Origin of the sequence: Arthrobacter sp. H14 (assembly GCF_000520495.1) — a bacterium.
In the GTDB taxonomy this organism is placed as follows: Bacteria; Actinomycetota; Actinomycetes; order Actinomycetales; family Micrococcaceae; genus Arthrobacter_C.
In genome coordinates this window covers 7,696-12,918 of the sequence record NZ_KI914678.1, presented here as the reverse complement: position 1 = coordinate 12,918, position 5,223 = coordinate 7,696, and the positions used below count along the sequence as shown (strand labels likewise).

4 protein-coding genes are annotated in these 5,223 nt (G+C 59.6%); all 4 read left to right on the top strand.

The features are described from left to right. Positions 1–401: 401 nt before the first annotated feature. Positions 402–1,007 carry a DNA-binding protein gene (locus tag Y707_RS0117425; RefSeq protein WP_026536027.1) on the top strand — a complete coding sequence of 202 codons (606 nt, stop codon included), beginning with the start codon at positions 402–404 and terminating at the stop codon, positions 1,005–1,007. Between the two features lie 519 nt (positions 1,008–1,526). Continuing rightward, positions 1,527–1,745: a helix-turn-helix domain-containing protein gene (locus tag Y707_RS30095; RefSeq protein ID WP_081744972.1), complete on the top strand. Its 219-nt coding sequence runs from the start codon at positions 1,527–1,529 to the stop codon at positions 1,743–1,745. A 324-nt stretch (positions 1,746–2,069) separates the two neighbouring features. Then, positions 2,070–4,703, top strand: coding sequence for a helix-turn-helix transcriptional regulator (locus tag Y707_RS0117415; protein ID WP_026536025.1), 2,634 nt, complete (start codon positions 2,070–2,072; stop codon positions 4,701–4,703). Between the two features lie 3 nt (positions 4,704–4,706). Further along, the coding region (locus Y707_RS27140) for an AAA family ATPase (protein WP_035782377.1) at positions 4,707–5,223 on the top strand (517 nt) is incomplete at its 3' end.

The following is a 5,223-nucleotide window of genomic DNA, read 5'->3' as shown; positions in this document are numbered from 1 at the left end:
CAACGCAAACACAACGGCCGGCGGCCATGGGAGCCGGTAGCGGCCGGAGAGCTCCGCACCGGCCGCCGCACCCGCGAGGAAGAACGGCACCGCGGCCAATAGATTTTCCTTTCGCAGGAAAAAACAAGAAAGAAACATGGGGACCGGGAACTGGTGGTGCAGCTCCCGGTCCCTTTCATTGGAAGTAAGTTCATCAGACTCCAGCCGGAATCACTGGGGCTGCGCCGGTCTTTTAGCACCGTAGTGAGCGTTGGCCGGGTTAGCCGGCCGATCGGGTCCCCCGGGCAGTCTGCACAGCGGGGAACCGTATCTGCCCCCGCTACTTTGGCGGATAGGCTGATAAAGTAGTAATAGTAGTAATATACTTACTACTAAACGTACTGGTCCGGCGGAGGGAAGCCATGGCAGAGAGCAGCAAAGAGCGGGTATACGCCGCGGCCGAGCGTATCGGCGCCGAACGCGTCCCCACGGTCACGGCCGTGCGTGAGGTGGCCGGGGTGTCCATGGCGGACGCCTCCCGCTACCTGCGGCAGTGGAAGGACGACGCGGATGCGGCCACGGCAGCCGTTGTCGCCGCGCCAGGCGCGCTGACCGATCAGGCACAGAAACTGGCCGGGACCATCTGGACCGAAGCGGTCCGGATGGCGGGGGAGGACCACCGCGCCGCGCAGGCGGCGTGGGAGGCCGAGAAAAAGGCGCTGGGTCAGGAGATCGACGAACTGGTCACCGCCGCCGACAGTGCCGAAACGGAGCACCGTACCGCACTGGAGGCAGCGGAGACTGCCCGTGCCGACGCTGCGGCCCGGGCAGAGAATGCGGAGCAGGATGCACAGACCGCCCGCGGTGAACTGGAAACGGTCCGGAGCCAGAACGCTGAGCTGCGCGAACAGCTCGCGGCCGCGCAGGCGACGGCATCCTCGGTGCAAACGGCCATGGACGCGGTCCTGGCCCGGATCACCACACCGGAACCACCCACCGCCCGGGGCAATAACGGAGACAAGGCATGACCGGGCACCAGAATCCAGCAGAAGAACCAGACTCGCCTGGCCAGGCACCACCGACAGGGGGCCGGCCGGGGCCGCGGTTCCTGTCGGTTAAAGATGTCGCGGCGGAACTGGCCATCGGTGAACCCAGTGTTCGGGGCCTGATCAGTACCGGTGATGGCTGCTGGGCGGTCGGGCAGACAGAACAGTGACGGGACTTGCGTGAATTCAGGCTCCTATGAAGTCATGTCCGCCCGTCCAGCAACGCGTTGATGCGGTTGCCCTACGGGCCGACAGATCGCGAGAATGACAACTGCGGGCAGTGTCTGTTGACTCAAGGGTCAGGCACGTAAAGCAACCTTCTCCATCATCACTGTTGACTCATTGAGCATCGCGGAGCTTACACTTCCGTGCTGAATCTTACTAGAATGTTGTCATAGCCGTTCTGAGTGCAGCTGTACCGTTGCGAATGGCTACCAGCGTGGGGGGCCACATGGAACATCAAGAATTATCCGCTTGTCAGCACCAGTCATGGCGCGGATAATGGCGCGAGACTTCAGAAGTATTGAGTTTCTCACCATTGACGAGGTTGCTTCGATGCTACGCGTCTCCAAAATGACTGTTTATCGACGAGTCCACTCGGGGGAGCTGCCTTCCGTGCACTTTGGCCGATCATTTCGCATTCCAGCCGTGGCCTTAGAAGCCTATTTTCCTACAGAGAACGAACCACCGGAGCCTAGCGAAGAACCAGACTCCCAGTAGGATTCGTGCGCCATTGGTGTCCGGGAAGCAGCTGGTGCGCACACACCCCGGAGCGGCGGCACACAGCATCTATAGCTGCTCGCCGCGCGCCCCTTAACTTCAACTTTCCCGAGCAATAGGACATGCTTCCATTCAACCATCCCGGCGTCTTAGTTAAATGTTCGAGAAACCTCACTCCGGGCTTCCTATATCTCTCTCCGCGTAGTTCGGCAGGTTTTTGCAAGGTCGTTGGTGGAGCATTCGAGCATGTTAATTTCTGCATGCTCCCGGTGGAAGCACATCATCGACATCGATAACACCGCCGCTTATTGGAGAAGATGATCCGTGACACTCGAGTATGCCCCTTGGCCCTTCGTCGGGCGCGCTGGCGTTGTCCATGAGACTGCTGCCAAGCTTCAATCGGGTCGAAGCGTTATCTTGGTGGGCGGCCCGGGCCTGGGAAAGACGAGCTTGGCTAACCGAGTCCTCGGACTGCTGGCGGATTCGACTGTCTCATTTCAGGTTCGCGGGACGCCATCCCTATCTGACGTGCCATACGGCGCACTCGGTGTTCTCCTCAGCGAACTGGACGATCAGGATTTGACTCATCCACTGCTTCTGCTGCGGGGGTTAGCCCGATTCCTGACCCATCGGGCAGGGCGTCGAAGAATCGTTCTCTTCGTCGATAACGTTCAAGATCTGGATGACTTCTCAGCACTTGTGATCTCGCAGTTGGCAGCGCAGAAGACCGTGGTGTTGCTTTGTGCCTGTGAGAGCATGAGCCGTGCACCACAGGAAATTTCGCATCTGTGGACGGACGGATCCTTGAGCAGGGTGGATGTCGTTCCTATGAGCTTGGATGAAACCATGCAGTTGCTCCGCGAAGAGTTACAGGGGCCGCTGTCCCGCTCGACGGTCCAGGAACTGTGGACGTTCAGTGGCGGCAATCCGCTGTTCCTTCACATTCTTACGCACGAGCAGCTGGTTTCCGGCAACCTTGTCCATAGCAATCGCGGGTGGCTGTTAGCCGCACCGGTCGCCGCGCAAAGCCGCCAGGTCGCGGACATTATGGTAACGCGCTTGAACCGGCTAACTCGGGAGCAATTGAAGATCGTGGAGGTGGTTTCCTTGGCGGGTTCGCTGCCGTTGGATTTGTTGGAGGAAGTCGCCGGGCAGCCAGATATTGATTCTCTCGAGGAACAGGGAATTCTGGAAACTGAAGCGGGTGTGGAGCGTTCAATTCGGGTTAAGCATGCTCTCGTCGCGGATGCCATCAGGCGCAACGTGCCGCAAGGGCGCGCGTGTGAGCTGCGGGAGCAACTCGTGGAAGCGGGTTCCGGGCGTCCTTATCCTCCGATAAACGTTCTTGCTTTCGCTACATGGACGCTTAACTGCGGTGGCCCACTGGACCCTGTCCTGGCGGTGGCTGCGGCTAAGGAAGCCAATGAGTTGCAGGCGCCGGATATGGCCCTTAGGTGCCTGGGGATGCTCGATGGGGAGCAGAAGAGACATCCGGAGGCGGCCACCGAGGAAATTCGGGCGCTGACTGCCAAAGGCCAATTCGCCGATGCGCACAGAGTCGTGAGCCGTCTCCTGGCAGATAATTCAGAACCCTCTTTTGCGAATTGGGTGGACTTGACGCTCGCTTGTGTCCTTCTCTCTAGAAACGACCCGCATGCACATTCCATGGCTCGTAACGCACTGCAAGACGTACGGACGCGCCTCGACGGAGCCAGGGGGGCCGGCGCCTGGACACCGGAGCTGGCGCGCTTGTCCGAAAAGGTCGGCCTCATGCAGATCGAGTTTTGGGTCTCTGAGGGCCGTTACGCCGAGATCGGCGAGGTGCTGGAGAAGATGTTCCATGACCTTTCCACTTCGGAATCATTCCGATATTCGGTCGGTTTCTGGCTCAGCGAAGTGTGGGCGGTCACGGGTCGTCAGGAAGATGGCGTTCAGCTGGCCGGAGACCTGGTGCACCTCCTTGACCGTCACAACCCTCCCGAGTCACTGAGGGGGCCTTCAGAAGCACCGTTACTTGAGAGCCTGTTATTGGCAGGCCGCTGGGCAGAGTGCGCCGAAATCCTGGATATCAATCGCAAATCGCAGCCACACGGCTCGGTGGCAAGGGACGAGGTATATGAGGGGATCCTGCACGTCCACAGTGGCCGCGGAAGTCAAGCGCTGGCACTGTTGCTGCCATCCATCGATCAGTTGCGGGCGAGGGGTTTGCATGAATTAGTGGTGCTCGCCCTCGCCGCGGCCGCGTATGCCTACTGTCTTGAGGACGTTCCCGAAGAGTTAAAGGCTCTTCTGGAGGAAATTGATCAACATGAGATAAAGGCGTCCTGGCCGGTCCAACGCGCCGTCGATTACTTCGTGACGTTGGCTTCAAGTGCGCTGACATCACCACAGCAGGTGAGGGCCGGCTTACTCAACCACGCTGACGAATGTCGTTCCCACGGGGCCGTGGCATTTGAGCTATTCTCCCTCAGCGCAGTTGTCCGTCTCGGACATCATGAGAGCGCTGAACGGTTGGCGGCAACGGCTGAGAAGGCTCAAGGACCATTTGCCAGATTATGTGGCTTATATGGCCGGGGCATGGCGTTCCGCGATCCGGAACAACTACTTGAGGCGTCACGGATGGCACGCTCCATCGGCCACGGTAAGTGGTGCCGCGACGCAGCGCAATCGGTTTTGGATTGTGCAGGGACGTCCGCGAACGCAGACCATGTGAAGGCTGCGAGGCGGTTGATCTATACAGCCCATGGCGACCCAGATAATCCCGGTCACGGGTCCTTGATACCGGGACTCACTCCCGGGGAGCGGCAAATTGTCTCTTTAGCTGCAAAGGGAACAACCAGTCGGGCCATCGCCGATACTCTGAGCGTTTCGGTCCGCACCGTCGAAGGGCACCTGTACCGCATATATGCGAAGTTGCATGTCGATGGCCGGGGAGAACTCGAAGAGATGCTGACTTAGCAGATGGACACGGACGGGTTCAACGCCAGTTCCGGTGGGATGAAGTCTTTGGTGGGACGATCCGCGGTTGTTGGCTCAATCGTTGAATTTCTGACTCTTGGCGGTATCGGCATGTGGGTGGTGGGCGAAGCCGGGGTCGGTAAGTCGGCCGTGGCTAAGGCCGTGGAGGAATTTCTCGGTTCCGGCTTCCCTCTCGTACGTCTATCGGCGAGCCCGTCGTTAGCCTCGGTTCCGTTTGGTGCGTTGGCCCCGCTTCTGAAGGAAATTTCGGTCGAAGACATTAGCTCTCCTCTTGCTGTAATCCGAAGCGTTACCCGCTCCCTGAGGCGGTTGCAGGACAGTGGACCTTTGATTCCCATCGTCATCGTTGATGACGCCCATGTGTTGGACGGGAGCAGCGCGGCAATACTGGCGCAAGTGGTTTCGGCCGGCAACGCGCGTTTATTCGCACTGTCCCGACCTGTCCCGGGAATACCGGCCGAAATCGTGGACCTGTGGCGGGAGGGACTCGTGAGCAGAT